This is a genomic window from Atopococcus tabaci DSM 17538, from assembly GCF_000429585.1.
Classification (GTDB): Bacteria; Bacillota; Bacilli; order Lactobacillales; family Carnobacteriaceae_A; genus Atopococcus; species Atopococcus tabaci.
In genome coordinates this window covers 32,893-56,670 of the sequence record NZ_KE386923.1, presented here as the reverse complement: position 1 = coordinate 56,670, position 23,778 = coordinate 32,893, and the positions used below count along the sequence as shown (strand labels likewise).

Below are 23,778 nucleotides of genomic sequence, written 5' to 3'. Positions count from 1 at the left end.
TATCTAATCGTTATGGTTGGCAAATTATCGAGCAAGAAATAGACCAAGACCATATTCATATTTTGATTCGTTATTCTCCGAAATGGAGTATTCTTGAAATCGTTAGATTATTGAAGCAACTTACAACCTATCGAATATGGCAAAAGCATAACGAATATCTTTCTCAATATTTTTGGAAAGAAAGAACCTTTTGGAGTGATGGATATTTTTCTTGTAGTATTGGAAATGTAAGCAAAGAGATTATCCAAAAATATATTCAAGAACAAGGTCATTAGGGCTTATATCCCCTAGCCTAAAGGCATAGGGGTTTTACGCCCATACATCTATAAAAATGTCTGTCACTTTTGCGTTCATTTCAATCACCTGTTTCTGTGACAGGGTGGCAGAGAAAGTGGCAAAAAAGACCGGACAATTGAAGGAGAAGAGCCGGCATCCATCACGTTTTCTCACTGAAAGCGTACCACCCGAGCGTTGTTTCTCAAAGAAAAACGCTCTGAATGGAGACAGAAAAAAGCGGCCGGAAAAACTCCGGCCGCTTGGACATGCTCTTGTCAACTCAGCAACAAAGCGTCCTCCATCACGGCGTTTCCGCTGTTTTGTTTGAACAGAGCCAATAAATCCGGCACAGTCAGCTGTTGTTTCTCGTCACCGGAGACGTCTACGACAATCTGCCCGTTGTTCATCATGATCAGCCGGTTGCCATATTGGATGGCGTGTTCCATATTGTGGGTGATCATCAATGTGGTCAGTTGTTTTTCTTGGACGATGCGGTCGGTCAAATCCAACACCATTTGGCTTGTTTTCGGATCCAACGCAGCGGTGTGTTCATCCAACAGCAGCAACTTGGGATCGACGAGGGTGGCCATCAGCAGCGTCAAAGCTTGACGCTGTCCACCGGAAAGGAGGCCGACTTCCATTTTTAATCGGTCTTCCAATCCCAAGTCCAGTTTCTCGAGCTCTTCTTTGAACACTTTTCGCTGTGCTTCTTTAATGCCCCAGGCGAAGCGGCGTTTTTTTCCGCGGTTCCACGCCACAGCCAGGTTCTCTTCAATGGTCAAACGAGTGGCCGTTCCCATTTTGGCGTCTTGGAACACGCGGCTGATATGGGCTGCGCGTTCATAGGCAGGAGTGTGAGTGATGTCCTGTCCATCCAGTAAAATGGTGCCTTCGTCCACCGGGAAACTGCCGGCGATACTGTTGAGGAAAGTGGATTTTCCGGCGCCGTTTCCGCCGATGACGGTGATGAAATCTCCTTTTTGAACGGTGAAGTCGATGCCTTTCAACACATGGTTTTCATTTACGGTTCCAGCTTCGAAAATTTTATGGATTTGTTTCAATTCTAACGCTGCATCCATGAGAGGGCGCCTCCTTTAGCTTTAGCTTTTTTACGTGTACGTTGCTTTTTGTTTTTCGGCAGACGGGATTGAATTGCCGGAAGCCCCAATGCAAGTGCAAGAAGAATGGCAGAGAACAATTTCAAATCTTGCGGGTTGACGTTCATCTCCAAGACCAACAACAGCAGGAGACGGTAAATCACCGAACCGACGACGATGGTTGCCAGGCGTTTTGCCAGGGTCACATGTCGGAAGAACACTTCTCCGATGATGATGGACGCCAGGCCAATGACGATGGTTCCGATCCCCATGCTGATGTCCGCATAGCCGTTGTTTTGAGCCAGCAGCGCTCCGGACATGGAAATCAAGCCGTTTCCAATCATAAAGCCGATGATTTTCATTGCATGGATCCGGATGCCGTTGGCTTCGCTCATTTCATTGTTGTCCCCGGTGGAACGGATTGCCAGACCGATTTCAGTGTGGAAGAACAAGTGAAGGAGCAAAATGACCCCCGCAGCCGCCAACAAACCGACCACCAATACGGCGTTTGTGCTCGTGAGTCCCCAACTTTGAACGGTTCGGATTAACGTTTCTTCACCGAGAAGGGTCAAGTTGGCCTGCCCCATGATGCGCAGATTGATGGAGTACAAGCCCGTCATGGTGATAATACCGGAAAGCAGGGCAGGGACGTTCCATTTGGTGTGCAAGTAACCTGAGATGAACCCGGCCGCCATCCCGCCGATGACGGCTGCCATCGTCGCCAGCCAAGGTGCGACGCCGTTGACGATTAAGCTGGTACAGATGGCTGCTCCCAAAGGAAAGCTGCCTTCCGCCGTTAAATCCGCCACATCTAAAATTCGGTACGTGAGGTACACTCCGATGGCCATGATAGACCACAACAACCCTTGAGAGACACTCGACATCAATAAATCCATTTTTCGTTTCCTCCTTATTCCGGAAGTGTGATGCTGTCCGGATCGATTCCAATCGCTTCTGCCATGTCTTCGTTGACGTACAATTCCAAGTGGTCGGACGTTTCAACAGCCACTTCAGACGGAGATGCATCGTTTTCAAGTACTTCCAACGCCATCTGTGCTGTTTGGCGTCCGAGTGCTTCGTAATTGATGCCGTATGTGGCCAAACCGCCTGCTTCTACCTGTTCCGTTGAACCGGCTACTACAGGAAGTTTGTATTCTGTGGCAATCTCGCCTACAGTGGCGGCGGTGCTTGCCAGTGTGTTGTCGGTTGGAATGTATAACGCATCTACATCTTGAGCCAAACTGGTCAATACCTGCTGCACATCGTTTGTGGATGTGACGGTGGAGACTTGCGCTGTGGCGCCGGCTTTTTCCAGTTCTTCAATGGCTAAGTTTGCTTGGATTTCTGAGTTTGGTTCACTGGAATTGTAGATGATTCCAATGGTTTTTGCTTCTGGTTTGATGGACAAAAGCAATTGAATTTGTTCTTCAATCGGCACCATATCGCTTGTTCCGGTGACGTTTTTCCCAGGTTTCTCTGCACTTTCCACTAATCCGGCGTCTTCCGGGTCGGTGACAGCGGTGAAGAGAATCGGTTTGTCCATTTCTACGGTTGCCAACGATTGGGCGGCCGGTGTGGCAATGGCCAGCATCAGATCATTGTCTTTTGCTAGTTGTTCACTCATGCTTTTTAAGTTTGCTTGATCGCCTTGTGCATTCATGACTTCAAGAGAGAAGTTTTCGCCTTCTGTGTAACCAGCGTCTTTCAATTCTTTGACAAAACCGTCTTTTGCAGCGGTCAAAGAATTGTGTTCCATGAATTGCAGGATTCCCACATTTGTAGTTTCTTCTCCTGAGGCAGCTGTTTCACCGCTGCCGCACGCTGCCAAAGTGATTCCTGCCATACCTGTCAAAACCAACGCTGAAGCTTTCTTCCACCATTTCTTATCCATTCCAAATCCCCCTATTTTTCATTGACTTGAGCGACGAGTGTATTTGTTCCCAATAAAAAAGCACCTATTTAGATAGAATAATCTAAATAGGTGCGCCAAATGTCGCTGGTATGGTTGACCACTTAGATTATTCAATCCATGTGGCCAAATTTGATCAACTCAAATTGCTTTAGCCATCATAGATACAAAACTCAGTTTGCGCTGATGTTTGTATCCATGATGAAAACTCATGTCTACAAACAGTACCTAAAATAGCTAAAGTAGAAGTGATTCAATTGTGTGGTTTTATTCAGTTGATTTAACATGACAATCACTCCTGTTGAAAGTTGATGTGCTTAGTATAGAAGTACGGTGAGGAAAAGTCAACAATAAAATTAAAGTTTTTTCATCTGTTTTTAATGAATACGTTTTGTTCAGCGTTTGCTTTCGATGTGCAAAATAAAAAAACAGCCGTTTTATGCTGTTCTATATCCATAAATTTTTTCTTTTCCGACATAAACAAAATTGTTTTTAAAAGAGGGGGGTTGAAGAAACATATACTATCCGGTTTATTGGTTTCATTCAGCTTCCTGCTGGCGGCATGCGGCGGGGGAACTGAGGCATCCGGAGGAAGTGCACAGACATCTGCTGCACCAGCGGAAACCACTGAAGATGCCAGTTTAGAAGAGGTCCAAGAAGCAGGAGTGATCCGAGTAGGGATTACCGGAGGATTTGTACCGAGCAACTACCACGATGATGTGACAGGTGATTTGGTGGGATACGAAGCGGATGCGACGCGGGCCATCATCGAAGATTTGGGCGTGGATGTTGAATTTGTTGAAATGTCTTTTTCTTCTTTGCTTCCAAGTCTGGATTCCGGACGAGTGGATTTGATCATGCACAGCATGGGGAAAACGGAGGAACGCGCAGAAGGATACAACTTCACCGATCCTTATTTCCGTTCCACTTACGGCATCTTGGTCCACAACGACAGCGACATTGATTCAATGGCTGACTTAGAAGGGGAAAAAGCCGCACAAAGCATTGACACTTCCACAGGGGCAACCGCCCAATCTGTAGGCGCGGAAATTGTCCCAATTGAAACAGCGAACGAAGCGATTCAGATGGTGATTCAAAAACGTGCAGATTTCTATTTGGCCGACAAAACGGGCCAGTTGCATTACTTGGAAAACCAACCGGATGCACCGGTTCACTTGATTGAAGAAGAAATGACCATTCCTCATAAAATCGGAGGAGTGCTGCCAAAAGGCGACGACGCATTGACGGACGCACTGAACGAATCCATCCGTGAAAATACGGCTGACGGCACATTAGGCGACATTTACCTCGATTACCTGGGTCGTGACATTTCGGTGGAAGAGTTCAGGTAAAAAGATGAGAGGCGGGTAAGCGAATGACGAGAGAACTGGGAATAGTACTTGATTCATTGTGGCCGATCATCCGCGCAGGGCTTTTCGTCACAATACCACTGTCCATCCTGTCGTTTTTATTCGGCATTGTGTTGGCGGTGGCGGCTGCGGCAGGAAAACGTTCTTCCAATAAACTAATCAAAAGCATCGCATCGTTTTATGTGTGGATTATCCGCGGCACTCCGTTGATTGTCCAATTGTTCATTGTCTTTTTTGGCTTGCCGAGTGTGGGAGTTGTATTGGATCCATGGCCGGCGGGAATATTGGCATTCGGATTAAACTTTGGGGCGTATGCTTCTGAGTCTATCCGCGGGGCCATTTTGTCTGTGCCGAAAGGGCAGATCGAAGCGGCAGAATCATTGGGGATGAGTGGACGGCAAGTCTTTTTCCGGGTGGTTCTCCCTTAAACGATCCGGGTGGCTGTTCCCGCATTGATGGGAAACTTCATTTCGTTGGTCAAACAGACATCTCTGGCGTCCACCGTGACCATCATGGACATGTTCCTCGTGGCCCAACGATACGTGTCTTATTACTATGAAACGATGTTGATTTATTTGGAAGTGGCCGTGCTGTATCTGTTGATGACCACAGTGTTGACATGGGTGCAAAAGAAAGAGGAAATTCGATTTTCTACGTATGTTTAGGAGCGGGATTACATGTTGGAATTAAAGAATGTGAACAAGTCATTCGAAGACACGCTTGTATTAAAAAATATTTCACCGACATTCGAAGAAAACCAAACCACAGTCATCGTCGGACCTTCCGGATCGGGAAAATCCACGCTCCTGCGTTGTATGAACCTATTGGAAACGCCGGAATTCGGCAGCCTAAAAATGGGGCGCCTTTTCGTTTCGGGACACATCCCAGCTGGACTTCATTACGGAAACCCACTACCGGTCGCCGCACAATTTGAAGAAATTCGGAAATCGCTATGCGGATGAAACCGCAGAAGAAACATTCAAACTATGGAAGACAATATAAGAAACACCCTCCACTGACTACACGGTGGAGGGTGTCTTTGTTTATTTTTCTATCAAACCTTCGTTCAGTAAAAATTCTCGTGCCGCTTCTTCCGGTGACCGGCCTTCGACGTCCACGCTGTAGTTCATGTTGCGCATTTGGTCGTCCGTGATTTTTCCGGAAAGTTCGTTCAGGACCGGTTCAATCTCCGGATGCTTTTTCAATGTTTCCTGCCGTAAAAGCGGGGCGCCTTGATAAGGAGGGAAAAGACCCAAATCGTCTTCCAACACCACCAAATCATAGCGGACCAGTTCGCTGTCGGTGCTGTATGCATCGATTAAATTGATGTCGCCGGTTTCCAAAGCGGTGTACCGCAGCTGGGGTTCCATGGTGCGGACATCAGGAAAAGAGATGCCGTACAGTTCTTGGATGCCGACGTATCCGTCTTTTCGGTCAGCAAATTCCAAAGTGAAGCCTGCTCGGACTTCATCCGCCACCGGACCCAAATCGGAAATGGTCTCCAGCTCGTGCTCTTCAGCAAACTCCTGTGTAACCGCAATCGCGTAGGTGTTGTTGAACGCCATCGGTTCCAATAAAGCCAACTCATATTCATTCATCAGGCCGTTTTTGGCCTGTTGGTAAACGGCTTGTTCATCGGTGTCTTCTAAACTGCCGTCTAAAAATGTCGACAACACGGTGCCGGTGAACTCGGGATACACATCGATTTCGCCTGATTGCAGCGCGTTGAAGACAAACGTGGTCTTGCCGAAATTCGGTTCCACGGACACCGATAAATCAGTGCGATCTTCGATCAATAATTTGTACATATTCATTAAAATCTCCGGTTCGGTTCCCAGTTTTCCGGCAGCCGTCAAATCGTCCTCCTCCAAGAATAAGGGCATGGCCGCCAATCCGAAGAGGATTAAGGCGGCACTTCCCAGTACGACCGTCGTTTTCTTGAGCGAAATACGCTGGAACAGACCGATCAGCCAATCAAACCCAATCGCCAGCAAAGCTGCCGGAGCAGCCCCCAAGAGGATCAACGCATTGTTTCCACGGTCAATTCCCAATAGAATGAGACTCCCCAATCCGCCGGCGCCAATCAAAGCCGCAACTGTTGCCGTGCCGATAATCAACACCATAGCTGTGCGGATGCCCGCCATGATGACAGGCAGGGCTAGCGGCAGTTGGACCTTGGTGAGTTTCCGCCAACGGTTCATCCCCATGGCTTCCGCAGCTTCAATCAATGCAGAATCGATGCCTGTGACTCCCGTATAGGTGTTCCGTAAAATCGGAAGCAGCGCATAGATGACGAGTGCAATGGTGGCCGGGACCGCTCCGATACCCACCAACGGAATCAACAGGCCCAAGACCGCCAGGGAAGGGACGGTTTGGAAGACCGCGGTGATTTGGATGATCGGCTCAGCCAACTTTTTGTGATAGCTTAAATAGATACCGAGCGGCACCGCGATCAACACGGCGATAAAAAGGGACACAAAGGATAATTGGATGTGTTCCAACACTGCCGTCCACAAGTCGCCGCTCCGCTCCTGGAATGTTTGGATAAGAGTGGTCATTCCGTCGTCACCGCCTCGTCTGCGTCGAGGTTGGCCGCAAGAAACGCAAGCAAAGATTCCTGGGTCACCACTCCCGCCGGCCGGTTGTCTGGATGTGTCACATATGCCAGAGGATGGGCGGCTAAGGCGACAATAAGTGCATCGAGTGGGTCTTCCGATGAGAGTACAGGAGAAACAGAGTCGGAATGAAATGTTTCTTCCTGGATATACCCTTGTGCGGCCAATTCATGGATTCGTGTCTGTTCTTTGTAATTCGGCAGACCAGTCTGCAAAAAATTGCGTACAAATTCATTTTTCGGCTTTTCCAAAATGGCTTTGGGGGTGCCTATTTGTTCGATTTTTCCGTTGTTCATCAACCCGATGCGGTCTCCCAGTTGGATGGCTTCCTGCATGTCATGGGTGACAAAGACAATGGTTTTTTTCAATTCTTTTTGCAGACGGGAGACGTCTTGGCGCAATTGATTGCGGCTGACCGGGTCGAGGGCGCTGAAGGGTTCGTCCATCAAAATGATGTCCGGGTCGGCCGCCAATGCCCTCGCCACGCCGACCCGTTGTTGTTCTCCGCCTGACAAGGAAGAGATGTTTCGGTTGCGGTATGTATGCGGGTCCAGGCCGATGCGGTCCAGCAGCTGGGTCACACGTTTTTTCATCTGGTCTTGCGGCCACTTTTTCATTTCCGGCACAACCAGAATGTTTTCTTCCACCGTCATATTGGGAAACAAGGCGATTTGTTGCAGAACGTACCCGATATTCCAACGGAGTTCTTGTAAATGGAACTCGCTGATCGGGGTACCGTCGATTTTGATCCAGCCTTTCGTCAGCGGAATCAGGCGGTTGATCATCTTCAACGTGGTGGTTTTCCCGCTGCCGCTTGGGCCGATGAGGACAAAGAACTCCCCGTCTTGGATCTCCATTGTGACATCAGAAACCACGGGCTTTCCAGGGGTATATTCTTTTGTGACTTGCTCGAATTGAATCATGGAATTCTCCTTCCGAATGGCTTGCAGTCGTTCTCTTGTAAAAAGAATGTCTCATTCATAGTAACAAAAAACCACTTTCTCGTCCTGTTTGAAGAGGGGAGACGAAATATGCCATGCAAAAAAGGCTGCCTTTTTCGAGACAGCCTTAATATAGAAAGATAATTATTCTTTTGGTTCCAAGTCTTCGATGGAGTCGATGTCCATGTATGTCGGGACGACAAAACCGTTTTTGGCGCCTTCCGCATTCGGACCTAAATCAACCATATCCTCTTTATTTGCTTCGTGTGTGACCCGGCGTCAGTGTATCTCATTTGTTCGCTGTCGTTTTCGGTGCTTGCCACAGCATCGGTTTTTTCTCTGGTTCCCCAGGCAGTCAAGAACAACGACGCGAATAATTCTTCCTGTACATATTTCTTCTGTAAGAATCTTTATTATCATAACCGAAGCGTTGGTATAGTTCATCGGAAAAGGTTTGTAACCAATTCGTTGCCCCTCACTTCACAATTCAATATTTGAATGGATGAAAAGTCTCTTTGTTTACATTCAGATAACTCTCATTATGTTATAATTATAGGGTGTTTTACGATAAATGGAACACATCAGAAAGTTTCACATGAAACATTTTAGAAATTGGGAAAGCAGGGACAAGAGATGACAAAAGCAATCTTTCTCGAAACATTTAAAACATTGGTGCGCAACAGCAAGAACCGGCTGGTTATCGTGGTGGCTTTTTTGGGGGTGATCGTCTATTCCGGAATGGTGCTGCCGAATCTTGAGCCGCTGAACACAGTAGATATGAATCGGTTGGAAATCGATATGCTGGGAAATCGTGGATTGATGGAAAGTCAGTTCGAGCAGGGAACAACAGAAGCGAATTTGTTCACCGGCCAATCTACCTATCAGATGGCCAAAGAAGAATTCCAGCAACAACGGGCTTTTAAAGCGGCCATCGACACGGGAGATGTCCGGCGTTACATCCAGTTGGATTATGTACCGGAAGAAGTGGCGGATAAAATGAAGGATTATTATATGCAAAATTCCAGCGAACCGATGAAGGACTTGGGTTATGACCAAACCAACCGTCGGATTCGTTTGGAGAGTTACTTAGAAGAAGTGCCGAATCCTACGTTCCATATGGTACAAGAAAAAACTTCTTGGCAGCAGATCCATCTCTTTTTGCTGAATTGGGGACCGGTATTGCTGTTGATCGGGACGGTATTTTTGGCCAGTGATGTGGTGACCCGGGACCGGGAAGCCCGGACACAAAAAGCCGGCGTGCCGTATGCATGGTCCAAGTACTTATTCGTTCAATCCGCAGCGGTTTTTTGCTTCACCGGCCTCTTTTTTCTGGCAGTCGGCCTTTGGTTTTTCTTGGTGAACGGCCTGTTATTCGGTTTCGGGAGTTTGGATTTGAAAGTGCCGCTTTATACATACAGCTCGGATTACGTGACAAACGACTCAGTGTTTGGATTGATGGAACTTGGCACCTTTCTCTGGAAAAGCCTGCCGTTTTTGCTGCTGTTTCTTTATTTGATGATCCGCTTATCCGTGTTGTTCAGCCTCGTGTTCCGGAACGATGTGGTGGTTTTGATGGCGGGTGTATTTGCGGTGGTGTTTGAAAAATTGTATTACAGCCGGCGCATGCGGGACATTTTAGGCATTGATTTAAGTTTTTTTCCGCAAACTTACATTGACTTTGGAAAAGTGGTGAGCGGCGAGAAAAACTTCCTGCTGAATACGCCGATGATCACGTGGAACCGGGGATTGCTGGTTGTGGCAGGGACCGTGGTGGTGATTGAGCTGCTGCTGTGGGCCGCCACAAAAGTCGTCACCCGGCAACGGTTTGTTCGATAAGGAGGGGAAAAGATGAATTCAGGAAAGTGGCATTGGAAAAAATTGTTGCGGGATTGGAAGACGCGCATGCTGTTGTTGGCCTTCTTGTTGTTTTTCAGCTCGTTTTCACTGCTCTACCGCCAACAAACATTGGAGTTGCCGGTTCATGAGATGGAAAATCAGTATGGCGTGATCCAACAGTTGTTTCATATGATTCCGGCCCAGCACTTCGAAGATGGAACGGGCGAAGAAGTTTATGATCTGCTGGCTCAACAGCAACGGCTCTACGGGATGCAGCGGTATATCCTGTCGGAACAGGAAGGGAACACAGTGGAGGGCATTGGTTCTGTGGTGGACAACTATTTGAACAACGGCAGAAAACTGACGGAAAACCAACTTCGCTTGTGGGAGATGACAGATTTTCAGTCTCACGACCTGCTCACCCGCACATTGTCTGAACCTGAAACCCTCCGACAAGAGCTGGCTTTTTACTCTTTTATGGAAGAACAAGGATTGGACATTGAGTGGAATCCATATTCCGCCAGCCAAGTCCTTTACCAAGAAGTGGAATTGATGGTGGGTATCGTCTTGTTTTTATTCGTGGCGCTTATGGCGTCCGACCGGTTCACACAGGACCAGACGAATAATTGGAGTGGCACCCAAGGCATTCCGGTATCTTGGAAAAGACAGTGGCAAGAGCGGAGTCTGCAGATGTGGGGACTGATGTGGGGCGTTACCTTGGTGGGGCTGGCAGTCAGCTACGGAATCAGTTTGGTGCGGGAAACGCCGGGAAGCCTGCAGTACCCGATGGCGATCCAGACAGCTCAAAATACGAGCTACATCCCCCTCTGGCAGTATATCCTCTTGCTGATTGGTTTGGGGATGCTCCTCAGTTATGTGTTGTTGCTGCTGACGACCGGATTAAGTTGGATGATACGGAATGTGTATCTGACCATCGGACTGTCTATCGGAGTGTATTTCATACCCTATATATGGAATATTGTGGAGCCGTTGGGTTCATGGCAGCCTTCGCTGTATCTGCATATTGTACCGGTCGTATCCGGTGTCAGCGCAGAGCAATTCGGACTGCCGGGAATTTACGTGTGGAAAACACCGGTAATGTTTTTGCTGTACTGGCTCGGATTGGAGCTTGTATTCAACCAAGTGTTTGACTTGATCCCTACTCAGACGATGGGGTTAAAAAGGAGGAAACGCGCATGAGTTTGGAAGTGAAAAAATTGACGGTCGCTTACGGCAGCCGGGTTGTGCTGGACAACGTGTCGTTTGAGTTGGAAGATGGGCAGATTGTTGGATTGGTGGCTCCAAACGGAACAGGAAAGACGACGTTGTTCAATGCCATCATGCGTTTTATACCCATTCAAAACGGCCGTATCTTGGTGGATGGGACGGAGTACACGGAAGCTGCCAAAGATGTCTTGAATCTACACAAACACATCACCTTTTTTCCAGATCAAGCCGACTAGCATGAGAATTTTTCGGGAACCGAACACATTTTGATGTATGCCGACATTTGGAAAAACGACCGCAGCCGGGTGGACCGCATCATTGACCGGTTGAAGATGAGGGATTATGTGGAACGGAAAGTGGCCACCTATTCATTGGGGATGCGACAGCGGTTGTGTTTTGCGATGATGATCGCCGCCGATACGTCCATCATGTTGATGGATGAAGTGATGAACGGATTGGATCCTGAAAATGTGGACTTGGTGTCCAGTGTGCTTCGGGAACTCCGGGAAGCGGGTAAAATCATCTTTGTTTCTTCCCATTTGTTGGACAACTTGGACGAATACGCAGACCAAGTCTTTTTCTTGAAAGACGGTCGCATCCATTTCACCTACAACCGGCATGAATCCACACCGGATTACTTCAAAGCGGTGCTCTCAGAGGAACAACAAAGAAAACTGGCGGATATGTGGCCGCTTCCGGGAGACACGGTCCGGTTGAACGGGGAAAAAATTTGCATCCCGATTCACTCCTATACCTTGGACCAACAATTGGAACTGTTCCATCTGTTGCGGACGATAAAAGCAGAAGCCGTAGTCGTTGGACCATTGGGAACAGCGGAGTATTACACGCATTTTTATGGACGGACAGAAACAAAAGCCGGGAGGGACCGCAATGACGTCTTTGTCTCTTAAACGGCTGTGTTCCGTTGCTTGGACGGGGATGAGTGTGTTGGCGGCAGGATGTGCCGGATGGACGGGGCTGGCCCCCGAGCGGTACGACGGACAGGATATCCAACGAAATGAGCAAGCCATCGCAGCTTATCAGAAAAACCAGGAAATCATCGGAGAAGAAAAAGCGCTGTATCTTTTGGAGCCGTTCAGTGAAGAACTGTTGGAACCGCCATTGCCGCTGACGGATGAACCGGCGCATCAAATGGAACCAGGCATATATACCATCGGAGAAGACATTTCGGCCGGACGGTACCAGTTCCGGTATGTGACGGAAAATATGGATCCCCGAAACAGCGGCAACGCCACGTTGACAATCACAGATGCGGAAGGCTGGTTGGTTCTTCGGGAGTTGTTGTCGCCGATGACGCCTATGCCGGTTGAAGTGGACTTGCGGGAAGGAAACCGGGTGACCCTTGCAGGAGAAGAATTTTTTGTGGAAATAGACGGCCGCCTTGAACATTCGGCGGTACAAAGAGTTGAAGCGGACGCTGTGCTGAGTCCGGGTATTTGGAACGTAGGCGAACACGTGCAGGCGGGAACTTACCTATTGGAGCAGCAACCGGCCGGTGGTTACCTATATATTTTTGAAGACACGGTCGAACCGCGTGTCATCGAATTTTTCAGCCGGTGGGCAATCGATGAAACAACAGGAGAACCGATTGCGACCGGCCCTGCGTTGGAACTGACATTGGAAGAAGGGCAGACATTGTATGTGGCGGAAACGCCCCAACCACTGCTTTTGCAATTAAAAGAAACGGTGAAGTGACAGACGACCATTTAATAGGAGAAACGGTGCCGTATACATGCTCTCATTTGTGTTTTTTGGTAAGATACAACTGACAAACCGGAAAGGATGATCAGCATGTGCGGAAGATATGGACTGACAGTCTCAAAAGAAGAACTGCATGACCGCTATCCTGTAAAAGAATCGGATGGCCCCATCGAAGAGCGGGAAGAGATCTTTCCAACCACCGAAAATATCGTCCTGCTGCCGAACTACCGCCTGCATCGGGTCAAATGGGGCTTCACCCCCAGCTTTGCCAAACGGCCGCTCATCAATGCGCGTGCTGAAAGTGTCTTGGAAAAACCCACTTTCAAAGAACCGTTTGCCAAGAAACGGTGCATCGTACCGGCTACTTTTTTCTATGAATGGAAAAAGGTGGATGGGCAGAAGAAAAAGGAAAAAAAAGACAATTGCAGTGAAAGATTTACCCATTTTTTCTATGGCGGGAATCTGTGAGCGGTATGAAGATGATGAAGGCGGAAGCTACTTGACGTATGCCATCTTGACCACGGACGCAAATGAACAGATGGCGGATATTCATGACCGGATGCCGGTAATTTTGGAGCCGGACGAAGAAGCCCGTTACTTGGATTTGTCACAAGACCCAAGAGAAGTGCAGCAATCGTTGAAACCGACTGAACGAGAGCTGGTCATTCATTAAAAACTTATTTTCTTGTACTTGTTCCGCACGGTGTTTCACGGTACCATGATAGAAAAAGAGAAAAGGGGACGTTGTATGTCCGAAATGTTTACACAGATGCGGCCGGTCTTCATGGTCATTGCAGCAATTTTAGTAGTCTTTACCATTCTTGCGTTGATTGAGCGCAGCCAATCAAGCGGGGTCAGTCTGTTTGCGATAGGAAGTGTGTCGGTCACCGGCTTGTTGACGGCGACAGCCCTGTTGGTTGTTGAAAACCAAATCCTCGAGGAAATGGGATGGACAGGCGATCCGGTTACATTATACTTCTACCTTGCAATTGTCGTATTGTCCATTGCCAATCCGCTGATTTATCGCTTTCGAAACAACCGGAAGAAACGGTACACATTTTATTAAAACAATCTAAACATGTCAAAAAGTTCTAAATTCATTCACAATGTTAAGAAATCATACGCTGAGAAAGGTTACGCTTTCTTAGCGTTTTTTCTTTCACTCTCTAAAAGTTCAATTGTTCACTTGGAAAGGGTTTTATATAAAAAGGGTGTTTCAACATTTCTGACAGAACAAATGCTCAATATGTAACAATATGAGGGTTGGAGCTGTATGCAAAAAACTAGTTGAAATTGGAGGCGTTTTTTTCGTTATAAAACGATAGTTGACAGGTACTACAATTCGTTTTATTTTAGTAAAGGTAAAAATTGCATATCAAGGCTTATTGCTTGGAATGTACCGCTTTTCTTCTATACTAACAGATAGGAAAGTCGCTTTTGATTCATCCTTATTTTGTTGTCTAGAAGGAATAAAGGAGTGACTGAAATTGTCACCCAAGACCATCAATTGGTATTGCGTATGGACAGAGAGATGGCGGAAGAATTGGAGTCTGACTTATCTGTCTCTGACGATGAACCGGAAGAAGAGTCAGATGGAGCCGGGAAAAAACTTCTTGCAGTGATTCAAGGGATTTTCGCACCTATCTTAACTCCGCTCGCAGGCGCCGGGATTCTTCAAGGGATTATCATCTTGTTGTTGACTTTGGGAATCGTATCGGAAGGTACTGCCGAAGAAGGCGTATTGAGCACAATTTCAGATGCGGTCTTTTACTTTATGCCAATTTTGCTGGCAGCGATGGCACAGTTTAATGTATTCAGTTTCTTTGAATTGCCGATTCGATCCGTTCAATACGCAAACAGTGTTATTCCCATCATTTTGATTGTCTGGGCACAAAGCTATATTGAGCGTGGTTTAAAGAAAATCATGCCGGACTTATTGGCTCCGGTGTTGAATCCATTGTTTATCCTGGTATTGGGAACCTTGTTGGGCTTAAGTGTCCTCGGACCGATTGGAACAGTCGTGGCCGATGCCATTGCAACAGTGTTGAACTACTTCAACGGAACGGTTCCGTGGTTGGTTCCAACCATCGTAGGAACGTTGAGCCCGTTCATCATCATGGCCGGCGTTCACTATTCTCTCTTCCCGGCAGCAACCTTGTCGATCGCTGCATTGGGATATGAGACCATCCTCGGCCCTGGTTTGTTGGCCGGAAACATGGCCCACGCAGGAGTAGCCTTGGCGGTGGCTTTGAAGACCAAAAACCAAGCCTACAGATCTTTCTCAGTTTCAGCGACTGTGATGGCGATGATGGGTGTATCCCAGCCGGCATTGTACGGAATCGAATTGATTTTGAAACGTCCATTGTACGCTGTGTTGGCGGCAGGGGGAATCGGCGGATTGTACGCGGGAATCATGACTGTCCGCGCATTTGCCTTCGCGAACCCGAGCATCGCGGAAATTCCTGTCTTCTTGGACAGCGGCAATAACTTGATGCACACGTTGCTCATGGTTGTGATTTCATTTGCAGCTGGATTTGCGCTGACTTGGGTATTAGGATTTGAAGAACCAAGCCAAAAAGTCGTCGATCAAGCAACTGCTGGAAGCTGATTGTCTAAAACGAAAACATCATTAGCCATTCAAACACCCTTTCCACTAACGGACTTTCCTGTTAGCGAAAAGGGTGTTTTTTCTTGTGGAAGTTTTATTCGATTATACACATAATTTACATAAAAGCGTGTAATAAACAAAAAATGATTCAAATTTCTAAATAATTGTTGCATAAACATTCTAAAGTTGGTATGATTCTATCAATCAACTATCACTTTAGGAATGAGGAATCCAAATGAGAAAAAAAGGAATGGCGGTACTCTTTGCGTTTGTGATGTTGTTGCAGGTGTTGGTGTTCAGTCCGATGACGGCACAGGCGACAACAATAGAGGAGATACAAGACAAAGGAACGATGATCATTGGAACAAGTGCGGATTTTCCGCCGTATGAGTTTCATGCGAGGGTGGACGGCCAGGACAAAATTGTCGGAATGGACATATTCATCGCAGAAAGAATTGCCGAAGAATTAGGAGTGGAGCTGCAGATTGAAGACATTGGGTTCGACAGTTTGCTGCCGGCACTGGAAACGGGGAGCGTGGATATGGTCATCGCCGGGATGAGCCCGACCGAAGAGCGCCGTCAGAGTGTGGATTTTTCCGATGTATACTATGTCGGAGGGCACAACCTCATGGTGCGTGAAACAGACGCAGAAATTTATACGGGCATTGATTCACTCGCCGGAAAAGTAGTCGGGGTTCAAAGTGGGTCACTGCAAGAAGCCTTGGCGGCACAAATTCCAGATGTCGAATTGATGAAACTGACGAAAATTACGGATTTGATTTTGGCCCTAAAGACCAACAAAGTGGAAGCCATTGTCATGGAAAAACCGAATGCGGAAGCTTATGCGGGAAATAATCCGGACTTATACACTTTTGACGGAGGTTTCGAGCTGGATGAATCAGAACAAGGATCGGCGATTGCTTTCCAAAAAGGGTCCGATGAACTGGTCGAAGTGGTGAACGGCGTTTTGGCAGAAATTGATGAACAAGGATTGCAAGAGGAGTATCTGGCACAAGCTGGGGAATATTTGAACCTTGAAAACCAAGAAGAAGGATCATCCATCAGCCAATATGGGCCGTACTTCCTTAATGGAACGATGAATACGATTTTCATTTCAATCGTCAGTGTGTTCTTTGGATCCGTTTTGGGGATTCTGTTGGCGCTGATGCGTTTATCCCGAAACATGGTCTTCCGTCCGCTGGCAACGGCATATGTCGAATTTGTACGTGGAACGCCGATGCTGATTCAAGTGATGTTCATCTACTTCGCGGTCGGTTACTTGGTCAATATCCCGGCTATGCTCTCGGGGATTATCGCTGTCTCCTTGAACAGTGCGGCATACATTTGCGAAATCATCCGCTCGGGCTTGAACTCTGTGCCGTCGGGTCAAACGGAAGCCGCCAGAAGTTTGGGCATGGGCCACCGGGACACGATGCGCCACATCATTTTCCCGCAAGCATTGAAAAATATCTGGCCAGCATTGGGGAATGAATTCATTACGGTCATCAAAGAAAGTTCGATCGTTTCGATCATCGGTGTCAGCGAATTGATCTTCCAGACCCGCGTGGTCACCTCCATTTCATACCGCGGTGTTCTCCCGTTGTTCATCACGATGATCATTTACTTCATTTTGACATTCAGCTTGACGAAACTCCTCAACTACTATGAAGGGAAGATGAAATATGATTGATATCCGCCATTTAGAAAAATCATTTGGAGACAATTTGGTACTGAAAGACATTTCGGAAGAAGTGCATAAAGGCGAAGTGGTGGTCGTCATCGGCCCCAGTGGTTCCGGGAAAAGTACTTTCCTCCGCTGTTTGAACTTGATGGAAGTACCAACAAGCGGCGAGATCGAGTTTGAAGGAACCGTACTGACCAATTTGAAAGAAGGTAAACTCAATGAATTGCGTCAAAAAATGGGCATGGTCTTCCAAAGTTTCAACCTCTTTCCGCATATGACGGTGCTGCAAAATCTGACTGTTGCTCCGATGAAAGCCAAAGGCATTTCCCAGCAGGAAGCTGAGCAAACAGCGAAGGATCTGTTGGAAAAAGTCGGTCTGGCGGAAAAAGCCAATGCGTATCCGTCCAGTCTTTCAGGCGGGCAGCAGCAACGTGTGGCCATCGCTCGTGCGTTGGCGATGAACCCGGCAGTGATGCTCTTCGATGAGCCGACGAGTGCATTGGATCCGGAAATGGTAGGGGAAGTGCTGAAGGTGATGCACGACCTGGCCAAGTCGGGCATGACGATGGTGGTTGTGACCCACGAAATGGGTTTCGCCAAAGAAGTGGCGGATCGCGTGCTGTTCATGGATGCGGGTGTCATCGTTGAACAAGGCACGCCGGAAGAGTTGTTCGAAAATCCGCAAAACCCGAGAACACAAGATTTTCTCGCAAAAGTACTATAGTAAAAAGATGGAAGAAAGTAAGGGGACTTTCTTCCATCTTTTTTTGTGTATACATATATAATAGAAGAAAATGCAAAAGGAGAGGTTTCGGTGAAGATTACGTTACGTGTGACAGGATTAGAAGTGGAGGCAGAGTACACCGAAAAAGAAATAAATCAGGTCTTGTTGCCTCTTCTCAATCAGATCAATCAAAAACGGGCGGAAAAAGGCAGCCGGGTGATTGCGTACTTGGCTGCTCCTCCCGGGACGGGAAAAACCACGCTCAGTCTGTTTATGGAGTATTTGTACAAACAGCAGGACTTCCCGTATACTTTCCAATCGGTTTCCATTGACGGGTACCACCATAAACGGGAATATTTATTGACGCACTGGTTGGAAGAGGGAAAGACCCGGGTGAGGCTGAACGATGTGAAAGGCAGTCCGGAGTCGTTCAACCTGGAAGCACTGAAAAGAAACATTCTGACCTTGCAACATAGCCCAGTGGAATGGGCGGTGTATGACCGTCAGTTACACGATGTGAGCGAAGAGACAACATGGGTGGATGCGGATATTGTACTGATTGAAGGCAACTGGCTGTTGTTAAATGAAGAAAATTGGGATGAATTGAGAGACTATTGCGATTTGAGTATTTTCATCGAAGCGGAGGAAAGTTTGCTGCGTCCCCGGTTGATTGAGCGAAAAATGAAAGGCGGATTTTCACAGACGGAAGCGGCAGCTTTTTACGCAGCCAGCGACCGGAAAAATGTCTGCCGCGTATTGGCACACCGACAAAAATCGAACATTCTGCTGGGGCTTTCTCCAACTGGTGAATTGTTATGTTTATAGAAAAAGGAAAAACCTGCCGTCGTGTAGGTTTTTCCTTTTTTTGTGAATGAAGTGTTACAGAAATAAAAGGAAAAATGCGATATAAAGCGCTTAAATTTAAAAATAACACAGCTTATTACATCTGTAACACAATTAAAATATTGTTTCTTTTTTAATATGTTATGATACTCTTAGTTAATTTTTCAAAAAAAAACATATCAAAACATACTATAAATGTTATTAAACACATGAATCGCAGTCCCGACACTTTTGAATGACAAACAACAGCTATAATACGCAGGAGGAATACTTATTTTGAATAAGAAATGGACATATAGTATAGCGGCTTTTCTGTTGTTAGCGGGATCCGGATTGGTTCCAGTTGAAGCAGAAGCCTCTACTTTGGAAGAAATGGAACAACAAAGACAAGAATTACAAAATCGTTCCGGTGAAGTGGAAAGTGAAATCCAAAATCGTGAACAACAAATGCAAAACTTGCAGTCTGAAAGAGAAGCATTGGAACAGCAAGTGCAGACGCTTCAAGCGAGCATCAACGAATTGGTTCAAAAACTTCAGGACCAAGAAGCAAAGTTGAAAGAAAAAAATGCAGAGATTGAACGACTGCAAAAAGAAATTGCTCAGTTGAAAGAACAAATTGCACAACGGGAAGACAAATTAAGAAACCAAGCCCGTGCCGTGCAAACACAAGGTGATCCAAACAACATGTTGGATATCATTGTATCTGCAGAAAATTTGTCCGACCTTGTTGGACGAATCGGCCTTGTCAACCAAATCGTTGGCGCCAATAAAAACATCGTGACCGAACAAGTTAACGACCAAAAAGCGTTGGAAGCTGCAGAAAAACAAGTACAAGTTGAAAAAGAAGAAATCGAAGCCATCAAAGCGCAAATGGAAGAGGACCGCAACAACTTGGTCGCTCAAAAAGTAGAATTGGATGACACCATTATTCAAGTGGCTGAATTATACAATATGACAGCTGAAGAAAAAGAAGCATTTGTCCAAGAACAACAAGCGATTGTTCAACAAACCAGCAATTTGGATAAAGAAATCCAAGCTGAACGTGACCGTTTAGAAGCTATCCGTAAAGCGGAAGAAGAACGAGCACGCAAAGAAGCGGAAGCTCGTGCAAAAGCAGAGGCAGAAGCCAAAGCTAAAGCAGAAGCAGAAGCAGAAGCTAAAGCAAGAGCTGCGGCAGAAGCGGCAGCAGAAGCAGAAGCAGAAGCAGAAGCTAAAGCAAGAGCTACGGCAGAAGCGGAAGCAGCAGCCGTAGTAGAAGCAGAAGCAGAAGCAGAAGCAGCATCTAAAGCGAAGGCAGAAACAAAATCAGAGAAAAAAGCGTCAGCTCCTAAAGCAGAGTCCAAAAAATCAACACCGGCTCCTAAAAAACAAGCTCCGGCGAAACCGAAAACCACGCAGACGTCTAAACCGGCTTCTAAGCCTGCTAAGTCATCCAGCGGATTTATCCGTCCATCAGGCGGTTATGTAACTTCCCGTTATGGTTACAGACGCCATCCGATTTTTGGATACAACAAACTTCATGCAGGAATGGACTTTGCCGGCGGTGGCCCAATTGTCGCTGCTCAAAGCGGAAGGGTTGTCACTGCCACTTACCACAGCGGTTGGGGCTACTACGTGAAGATTGATCACGGAAACGGCCTTCAAACCTTGTATGCGCACATGCAGACTGGAAGCGTCCGTGTCAGACCAGGACAAGAAGTTTCTCAAGGACAAACAATTGGAACCATGGGAACAACCGGTTCTTCCACAGGTGTCCACTTGCACTTTGAAGTGTACAAAAACGGCAGAACTGTCGACCCGGCTCCATACTTGGGACTATAAAAACCACAAAAGCTATCTGAACTCACTCAGTGAGGAGCGGATAGCTTTTTTTGTGCAAAAAAAACACCTGCCTGTTCAAGGCAGATGCAACAATCACATTTTCTTTCCACGCATAGGCGGTCTTAATCTTTTCTTTGAAAGACGCGGATGAATCACTTGACACACCGCACTGCTCAATGAAACTCCCAAGGCGATGGCGCCGGAGATGAAAAACGTTTCGGTTCCCAGACGAATCGTGTTGTCAAAGTTCTCTTCCATCAATGCGCGCATGGTGTTGTACGCCGTTCCTCCCGGGACCAATGGAATCAGGGCAGGAATACTGAAGACGATGACGGGAACTTTGTAGCGGCGGGCAAAAATTTGGCTCAATGCAGACAAGGCAAATGATGCCGCACCGGCTGCAATGAATAAGTCTAAGCCGTTGTCTGAAGGGAGAGAAGCGTACACCAGCCACCCGGCCATGCCAGCCAAACCCGAAGCGAATGTGGTTCTGGAAGGTGCGTTATACAAAACGGAGAATCCAGCGGCAACCACTCCGGCTGCGATAGAAACGAAGAAATTCAAAAGCACTGTTCTATCTCCTTTCATTCAATTCATATATAGAAAGTACTGTTTTAAAATAACGCCAAGACAAGAAGATTCCTACACCGATGGCTGCTGCGGTCAACAACGCCTGCGCCAGCAGGGAAATACCTGCCACGAGGTGTCCTGCCATCAAGTCACGGAAACTGTTCGTGATAGCCATTCCGGGAACCAACCCCATCAAAGCAGATACGATGATGGTGTCCAAGTTATTCCCCCAACCTGTTTGAACGAAAAGCATGGCGATGATTCCGGTCACGAAGGAAGCAACGATTTGAGCAAAAAAGGTTATGTTGAAAAAGTTGTCGACTTTTTCAAATGCGTTCATCCCAAAACCGGCTGCGATACCTGCAGGGACGAAATCTATCCATCCGCCGCCATCTCGTGAATTCGGGTGTATGCTTTTCGATGGCGGTCAGTTTTTTGTTTGACAATTTCAAGCGGCAATGGGGATGCCGAAATTTCACGGGACAAATCATTGACTGCCGTCACTTTTTGCAAGTTTGTGGAACCAGATGTGGTCCGGAGCAATTCCGTATAGTCTTGTCTCTTTTCACCTTGCACGGTTAAGATAATTGCAGTTGGAACGACGAACACATTGATGTAGGTCAATCCATAACTCGCTGCGATCCGATAAAGCGTATCTTCGACTCGGTAAGTTTCTGCCCCGTTGGCCAGCATGACGGATCCAACATGAATACAGAGGTCCAAGACTTCTGCTTCGTCATAGTATTGAGCACTCAATTCCTTCCCTCCTAAAAAAAATACTACCAGTATACCGCCCTTGTTCCATCCACACAACCACTAATTTCTTCTTTAATTCTAAAGATACAAAGGGGCAGATATGGTACAATATGAATGGTTCGCTGAAGGTATCAGCTTTCAGTAATAATGATACAAGGGAGTATATTGCTATGGCAGACAAACACCAGACCCACTCTGCCTCCGAGGAATTGCTGCAGGCAATTGCTGCGGAGGCGGAAGTTTTTTGGGCTAACCCGGATTACACGACATTTGAAGAAGCGATGAAAAAGTCCTCCTACACACTAGAAGACGTCAAAGACGCGGAAGCACGGTTGCAGCGTTTTGCTTCCTTCATCCGTGTGGCTTTCCCGGAAACCGAAGCCAATAAAGGCATCATCGGTTCCAAAATTAGCCGCATTCCAAACATGAAGGAATTCGTTGAAAAACGGTACCAGCAAGAAATCGTCGGTGAACTGTATTTGAAGCGCGATGACACGTTGCCGATCGCCGGAACCATCAAAGCGCGCGGTGCCATCTATGAAGTGTTGAAACACGCAGAAACACTGGCGTTGGAACACGGATTGCTGAAAAGCACGGAAGAAGATTACGTGGTTTTTGCCAACGAAGAATTCAGAAACTTCTTCGCCAAGCACCACATCGCGGTAGGCACCACCGGAAACTTAGGCATCAGTGTCGGAACGATGGGCGCGAAATTGGGATTCAACGTGACGGTCCACGTTTCTGTCGATGCCAAACAATGGAAAAAAGACTTCCTCCGCAGTAAAGGCGTGGAAGTCATCGAACACAAAACCAACTTCTCCAAAGCGGTGGAGCAGGGACGCGCAGAATCCGAAGCGAACCCGAACAGCTACTTCGTGGACGACGAGCATTCTGAAGACCTCTTCTTGGGATACACCGTGGGCGGATTGCGCATGAAACGGCAGTTGGAAGAAGAAGGCATTCAAGTGGATGCCGACCACCCGCTGTTTGTGTACTTGCCGTGCGGAATCGGAGGTTCTCCGGGCGGCATCACTTTTGGGATGAAACAAGCTTTTGGCGATCACGTGCACTGCTTCTTTGCAGAGCCGACAAAAATGCCGAGCATGTTGTTGGGATTGATGACACACAAATACGACGACATTTCTGTGGACGATGTCGGCATCCATGGCTTGACTGTTGCGGACGGATTGGCGGTGCCGCGGACGTCCGGACTGGTTGCCAAATTGATGGAGCCGTTCTTCAGCGGAGGATACACTGTTCAGGAAGACGAATTCAAAGCCTTGCTGAAAGCTCTCCACGAAACGGAAGGCATCTTCTTGGAACCCGCCGCATTGGCCGGTTTGTCAGGGGCAGCGCGTTTGTTCCGCACCCAAGCAGGTCAGCAGTACATGGAAGCCCAAAACGTTGCAGATAAAATGGCGAACGCCACTCATATCGCATGGGCAACAGGCGGATCCATGGTACCAAAAACCGATCAGGAAGCATTTCTGAAAGAAGGCGCAGAAGCATTGGCTCAAAGCGACACACATTAAATCAAACAAAAAAGCGAAATCCTCTCTTTGGCAGAGGTTCTTGCTTTTTTTGTATGCAAGGCGGACTCATCGACAAAGATACTACGGAGGATGGGTTCTTTGTTGAAGAGAGAGGCTCTATCAAACAAAGAATTGCGGCGCGGAAGTGTCTTTGTTGTAGAGAAAGTCTCTCTTCGACAAAGAAGTGCGCGGTGTCGGTTTCTTTGTCAAAGAGGCGATTTGTTCGAAGGAGCGACCAGAGAAAAAC

The 23,778-nt window shown here is 47.2% G+C and carries 24 protein-coding genes and 3 pseudogenes; 17 read left to right on the top strand and 10 right to left on the bottom strand.

The window, feature by feature from the left end; genetic code table 11:
* The coding region (gene tnpA, locus G470_RS14340; RefSeq protein WP_028274468.1) for an IS200/IS605 family transposase at window positions 1-275 on the top strand (275 nt) is incomplete at its 5' end.
* 34 nt (window positions 276-309) lie between these two features.
* On the opposite strand, the gene G470_RS14500 is transcribed toward tnpA, so the two are convergent.
* The 4 genes from G470_RS14500 to G470_RS0112005 all read right to left on the bottom strand — a co-directional run bounded on the left by G470_RS14500 (window position 310) and on the right by G470_RS0112005 (window position 3,264).
* Entirely contained in the window at window positions 310-450 is a 141-nt protein-coding gene (locus tag G470_RS14500; RefSeq protein WP_156908111.1) for a hypothetical protein, read from the bottom strand.
* A 101-nt stretch (window positions 451-551) separates the two neighbouring features.
* Complete coding sequence (locus G470_RS0112015; RefSeq protein WP_028274991.1) at window positions 552-1,355, bottom strand: ABC transporter ATP-binding protein; 804 nt, start codon at window positions 1,353-1,355, stop codon at window positions 552-554.
* Window positions 1,340-2,269 (bottom strand): ABC transporter permease, encoded by a 930-nt coding sequence (locus G470_RS0112010; protein ID WP_028274990.1) that lies wholly within the window; start codon window positions 2,267-2,269, stop codon window positions 1,340-1,342. The genes G470_RS0112015 and G470_RS0112010 overlap by 16 nt, the downstream gene beginning before the upstream one ends.
* Before the next feature lie 14 nt (window positions 2,270-2,283).
* Window positions 2,284-3,264 (bottom strand): ABC transporter substrate-binding protein, encoded by a 981-nt coding sequence (locus tag G470_RS0112005; protein ID WP_028274989.1) that lies wholly within the window; start codon window positions 3,262-3,264, stop codon window positions 2,284-2,286.
* Between the two features lie 524 nt (window positions 3,265-3,788).
* On the opposite strand from G470_RS0112005, the gene G470_RS13665 reads away from it, so the two are divergent.
* From G470_RS13665 to G470_RS0111990, 3 genes and pseudogenes are all read left to right on the top strand, one after another.
* Entirely contained in the window at window positions 3,789-4,634 is an 846-nt protein-coding gene (locus tag G470_RS13665) for a substrate-binding periplasmic protein (RefSeq protein ID WP_169720340.1), read from the top strand.
* A gap of 23 nt (window positions 4,635-4,657) precedes the next feature.
* A pseudogene (locus G470_RS13660) lies at window positions 4,658-5,317 on the top strand (amino acid ABC transporter permease).
* A gap of 12 nt (window positions 5,318-5,329) precedes the next feature.
* A complete protein-coding gene (locus tag G470_RS0111990) occupies window positions 5,330-5,614 on the top strand; it encodes an ATP-binding cassette domain-containing protein (protein ID WP_028274988.1) in 285 nt (94 codons plus the stop codon).
* Between the two features lie 81 nt (window positions 5,615-5,695).
* Here G470_RS0111990 and G470_RS0111985 read toward each other — a convergent pair whose 3' ends face one another.
* The 3 genes and pseudogenes from G470_RS0111985 to G470_RS14495 form a co-directional block, all read right to left on the bottom strand.
* Window positions 5,696-7,210, bottom strand: a complete 1,515-nt coding sequence (locus G470_RS0111985; protein WP_028274987.1) for an ABC transporter permease/substrate-binding protein — start codon at window positions 7,208-7,210, stop codon at window positions 5,696-5,698.
* Window positions 7,207-8,190, bottom strand: coding sequence for an ABC transporter ATP-binding protein (locus G470_RS0111980; protein ID WP_028274986.1), 984 nt, complete (start codon window positions 8,188-8,190; stop codon window positions 7,207-7,209). Before G470_RS0111980 ends, G470_RS0111985 begins: the two co-directional genes overlap by 4 nt.
* 177 nt (window positions 8,191-8,367) lie before the next feature.
* Window positions 8,368-8,457 (bottom strand): annotated as a pseudogene (locus tag G470_RS14495) (glycine/betaine ABC transporter); the annotation flags it as partial.
* Between the two features lie 384 nt (window positions 8,458-8,841).
* On the opposite strand from G470_RS14495, the gene G470_RS0111970 reads away from it, so the two are divergent.
* The 12 genes and pseudogenes from G470_RS0111970 (at window position 8,842) to G470_RS0111915 (ending at window position 20,673) form a co-directional block, all read left to right on the top strand.
* A complete protein-coding gene (locus tag G470_RS0111970) occupies window positions 8,842-10,044 on the top strand; it encodes a hypothetical protein (RefSeq protein ID WP_028274985.1) in 1,203 nt (400 codons plus the stop codon).
* Between the two features lie 12 nt (window positions 10,045-10,056).
* The gene (locus tag G470_RS0111965; RefSeq protein ID WP_028274984.1) at window positions 10,057-11,244 is read left to right on the top strand and encodes a hypothetical protein; all 1,188 of its coding nucleotides are present in this window, start codon (window positions 10,057-10,059) and stop codon (window positions 11,242-11,244) included.
* Window positions 11,241-12,182: pseudogene (locus G470_RS13960) on the top strand (ABC transporter ATP-binding protein). Before G470_RS0111965 ends, G470_RS13960 begins: the two are co-directional and overlap by 4 nt.
* Window positions 12,163-12,987, top strand: coding sequence for a hypothetical protein (locus G470_RS0111955; RefSeq protein WP_028274983.1), 825 nt, complete (start codon window positions 12,163-12,165; stop codon window positions 12,985-12,987). Before G470_RS13960 ends, G470_RS0111955 begins: the two are co-directional and overlap by 20 nt.
* 96 nt (window positions 12,988-13,083) lie before the next feature.
* Complete coding sequence (locus tag G470_RS15095) at window positions 13,084-13,461, top strand: SOS response-associated peptidase family protein (RefSeq protein WP_028274982.1); 378 nt, start codon at window positions 13,084-13,086, stop codon at window positions 13,459-13,461.
* The gene (locus G470_RS15090) at window positions 13,421-13,666 is read left to right on the top strand and encodes an SOS response-associated peptidase family protein (protein WP_169720339.1); all 246 of its coding nucleotides are present in this window, start codon (window positions 13,421-13,423) and stop codon (window positions 13,664-13,666) included. The genes G470_RS15095 and G470_RS15090 overlap by 41 nt, the downstream gene beginning before the upstream one ends.
* A 75-nt stretch (window positions 13,667-13,741) precedes the next feature.
* A complete protein-coding gene (locus G470_RS0111940) occupies window positions 13,742-14,059 on the top strand; it encodes a hypothetical protein (RefSeq protein WP_028274980.1) in 318 nt (105 codons plus the stop codon).
* A gap of 411 nt (window positions 14,060-14,470) precedes the next feature.
* A complete protein-coding gene (locus G470_RS0111935; protein ID WP_028274979.1) occupies window positions 14,471-15,601 on the top strand; it encodes a PTS transporter subunit EIIC in 1,131 nt (376 codons plus the stop codon).
* 235 nt (window positions 15,602-15,836) lie between these two features.
* A complete protein-coding gene (locus tag G470_RS0111930) occupies window positions 15,837-17,291 on the top strand; it encodes an ABC transporter substrate-binding protein/permease (protein WP_028274978.1) in 1,455 nt (484 codons plus the stop codon).
* Window positions 17,284-18,009 carry an amino acid ABC transporter ATP-binding protein gene (locus G470_RS0111925; RefSeq protein WP_028274977.1) on the top strand — a complete coding sequence of 242 codons (726 nt, stop codon included), beginning with the start codon at window positions 17,284-17,286 and terminating at the stop codon, window positions 18,007-18,009. Before G470_RS0111930 ends, G470_RS0111925 begins: the two co-directional genes overlap by 8 nt.
* A gap of 90 nt (window positions 18,010-18,099) precedes the next feature.
* A complete protein-coding gene (locus tag G470_RS0111920) occupies window positions 18,100-18,834 on the top strand; it encodes a nucleoside/nucleotide kinase family protein (RefSeq protein WP_028274976.1) in 735 nt (244 codons plus the stop codon).
* Between the two features lie 294 nt (window positions 18,835-19,128).
* A complete protein-coding gene (locus G470_RS0111915) occupies window positions 19,129-20,673 on the top strand; it encodes a M23 family metallopeptidase (RefSeq protein WP_240470687.1) in 1,545 nt (514 codons plus the stop codon).
* A 93-nt stretch (window positions 20,674-20,766) separates the two neighbouring features.
* On the opposite strand, the gene G470_RS13650 is transcribed toward G470_RS0111915, so the two are convergent.
* The 3 genes from G470_RS13650 to G470_RS15070 are packed head-to-tail and all read right to left on the bottom strand — an operon-like array spanning window position 20,767 to window position 21,999.
* On the bottom strand, window positions 20,767-21,243 hold the full coding sequence (locus tag G470_RS13650) for a threonine/serine exporter family protein (protein ID WP_035445696.1): 477 nt from the start codon (window positions 21,241-21,243) through the stop codon (window positions 20,767-20,769).
* 4 nt (window positions 21,244-21,247) lie between these two features.
* Entirely contained in the window at window positions 21,248-21,583 is a 336-nt protein-coding gene (locus G470_RS15075; protein WP_051258581.1) for a threonine/serine exporter family protein, read from the bottom strand.
* Window positions 21,584-21,618: 35 nt separating this feature from the next.
* Window positions 21,619-21,999, bottom strand: a complete 381-nt coding sequence (locus G470_RS15070) for a threonine/serine exporter family protein (protein ID WP_051258580.1) — start codon at window positions 21,997-21,999, stop codon at window positions 21,619-21,621.
* Window positions 22,000-22,169: 170 nt separating this feature from the next.
* Here G470_RS15070 and G470_RS0111900 point away from each other — a divergent pair, with 170 nt between their 5' ends.
* Complete coding sequence (locus G470_RS0111900; RefSeq protein WP_084172205.1) at window positions 22,170-23,531, top strand: D-serine ammonia-lyase; 1,362 nt, start codon at window positions 22,170-22,172, stop codon at window positions 23,529-23,531.
* Window positions 23,532-23,778: the final 247 nt, after the last annotated feature.